General features: G+C 72.1%; 2 protein-coding genes. Both read left to right on the top strand.

Features of this window, described 5'->3' with window-relative positions:
- Positions 1-236 precede the first annotated feature (236 nt).
- Positions 237-1,175, top strand: coding sequence for an NAD-dependent epimerase/dehydratase family protein (locus ABZ641_RS32545; protein ID WP_263103764.1), 939 nt, complete (start codon positions 237-239; stop codon positions 1,173-1,175).
- A 174-nt stretch (positions 1,176-1,349) separates the two neighbouring features.
- On the top strand, positions 1,350-2,528 hold the full coding sequence (moeZ, locus tag ABZ641_RS32540; protein WP_344625588.1) for an adenylyltransferase/sulfurtransferase MoeZ: 1,179 nt from the start codon (positions 1,350-1,352) through the stop codon (positions 2,526-2,528).
- Positions 2,529-2,595 lie beyond the last annotated feature (67 nt).

Here is a 2,595-nt window from a genome sequence, read left to right as displayed (position 1 = left end):
AGCGCCAGCACGGCGCCGACCGCGGCCGCCGGGCCGGTGCCGCCGCCGGTGGTGTGCGCCGCGGCGACGGCGCTGCTGGCGCCGTACACCTGGCTGGTCCTCGCCGATCCGCGGACCGGCTGCACGGAGTCCTCGGGCGGCCCGCCGGAGGACTGACGGGCCGCCACCCACGCAATCCGTACGCATTCCGTAGTCCGCCCGGCCCCGCGGCCGGGCCTCGTGGAAGGACACCCCCGATGAGGGTGCTGCTGCTGGGCGCCGACGGCTTCATCGGCCGCCGGGTCGCCGACCGCCTGCTCACCGAGCCCGACCTGCAGGTCACCGTGCTCGGCCGGCGGGACTCGGCCGACATCCGGTTCGACCTGACCGCGGGCAGCCCGGGTGCGCTGTCCCGGTTCCTGGACGCGGTCGCCCCGCAGGTGGTGATCAACTGCGCGGGCGCCACCTACGGCAGCTCGCGGACGCTGATCCGCTCCAACACCCTGGCGGTGGCCACCGTCTGCGAGGCGATCCGGCGCAGCCGCGAGCCCGCCCGGCTGGTGCACATCGGCTCGGCCGCCGAGTACGGGCCCATGCAGCCGGGCGCGCCGATCGGCGAGGGCACCGAGCCCCGGCCGGTCGGGCCGTACGGGGTGTCCAAGCTGGCCGGCACCGAGCTGGTGCTGGCCTCCGGGCTGGACGCCGCGGTGCTGCGGGTCTTCGACGTGGTGGGCCCGGGCGCGCCGCCGGCCTCGCTGTTCGGACGGCTGGCGGACGGCCTGCGGCGGGCGCTCGTCCACGACGAGCTGCAGGTGCGGATGCCGGACCTGTCCGGATACCGGGATTTCGTCGACGTCAGGGACGTCGCGCGGGCCGTCCAGGCGGCCGCGGTCTCGGCGGCCACCGGGGTGATCAACATCGGCAGCGGGCACGCGGTGCGGGCCCGGGACGCGGCGCACCTGCTCGTCCGGGCCTCGGGTTTCGAGGGGATCGTGGCCGAGGACGGCCGGCCGGCGCTGGTGCCGAGCCAGGGCGGGGAGCACCATCGGGTGGGCGAGCCGCGGCCGCTGCCGGAGCCGGTGCCGTGGCGTCAGGCGGACGTCCGGACGGCGCGCGACCGTCTCGGATGGCGGACGCAGGTGCCGCTGGAGGAGTCCCTGGGCGACGTCTGGCTGGAAACCGCCTGCCGGGTCTGAACCGTCCGGAGGCCACCGGATGCCGTGTGACCAGCGGCATCGCGGGAGAACGGGGCAGTCTCGGCATCCGGTGTCGGCCATCTCACATGACGGACCTGCTGTCTCGGAATAGCAGTGGCACGTGACACTGTTGGCACAGCAAAGCCTTATGAACTGACGACCATCGGAGTCCCCGTGTCGCTGCCACCCCTGGTCGAGCCGGCCGCCGAGCTCACCGTCGACGAGGTCCGCCGGTACTCCCGCCACCTGATCATCCCCGACGTGGGCATGGACGGGCAGAAGCGGCTGAAGAACGCCAAGGTGCTCTGCGTCGGCGCGGGCGGCCTCGGTTCGCCCGCCCTGATGTACCTGGCCGCGGCGGGTGTCGGCACCCTCGGCATCGTCGAGTTCGACACGGTGGACGAGTCGAACCTGCAGCGCCAGATCATCCACGGCCAGTCCGACGTGGGCCGCTCCAAGGCCGAGTCCGCCCGTGACTCGGTCAAGGAGATCAACCCCTACGTCGACGTGATCCTGCACGAGGACCGGCTCGACAACTCCAACGTCATGGAGATCTTCTCCGGCTACGACCTGATCGTGGACGGCACCGACAACTTCGCCACCCGCTACCTGGTGAACGACGCCGCGGTGCTGCTCGGCAAGCCGTACGTCTGGGGCTCGATCTACCGCTTCGACGGCCAGGCCAGCGTGTTCTGGGCCGAGCACGGCCCCTGCTACCGCTGCCTCTACCCGGAGGCCCCGCCGCCGGGCATGGTCCCCTCCTGCGCCGAGGGCGGCGTGCTGGGCGTGCTCTGCGCCTCGATCGGCTCGATCCAGGTCACCGAGGCCATCAAGCTGCTCGCCGGTGTCGGCGAGCCGCTGGTCGGCCGGCTGATGATCTACGACGCCCTGGAGATGCAGTACCGCTCGGTGAAGGTCCGCAAGGACCCGAACTGCGCGCTCTGCGGCGACGACCCGACCGTCACCGAGCTGATCGACTACGAGGCCTTCTGCGGCGTCGTGTCGGAGGAGGCCCAGGCGGCGGCCGCGGGCTCCACCATCACCTCCAAGCAGCTCAAGGAGTGGCTGGACGACGAGGAGAACATCTTCCTGGTCGACGTCCGCGAGCCCAACGAGTACGAGATCGTCAACATCCCCGGCGCGACGCTGATCCCCAAGGGCGAGTTCCTGATGGGCACCGCGCTGGAGCGGATGCCGCAGGACAAGAAGATCGTGCTGCACTGCAAGACGGGCGTCCGCTCGGCCGAGGTGCTGGCCGTCCTCAAGTCGGCGGGCTTCTCCGACGCCGTCCACCTGGGCGGCGGCGTGATCGGCTGGGTCAACCAGATCGAGCCCGAGAAGCCGGTCTACTAGTCCGGACCGACGGAAGGGCCAGGCGGCGGGGTGCAGCCGGGCGGTCTCGTAGAGGCCGTCGACGACG

The sequence above is a fragment of the Kitasatospora sp. NPDC007106 genome, from assembly GCF_040634455.1.
GTDB lineage: Bacteria > Actinomycetota > Actinomycetes > Streptomycetales > Streptomycetaceae > Kitasatospora > Kitasatospora arboriphila.
The sequence above is the reverse complement of the archived record's forward strand: the minus strand, read 5'-3'. Positions and strand labels throughout refer to the sequence as shown.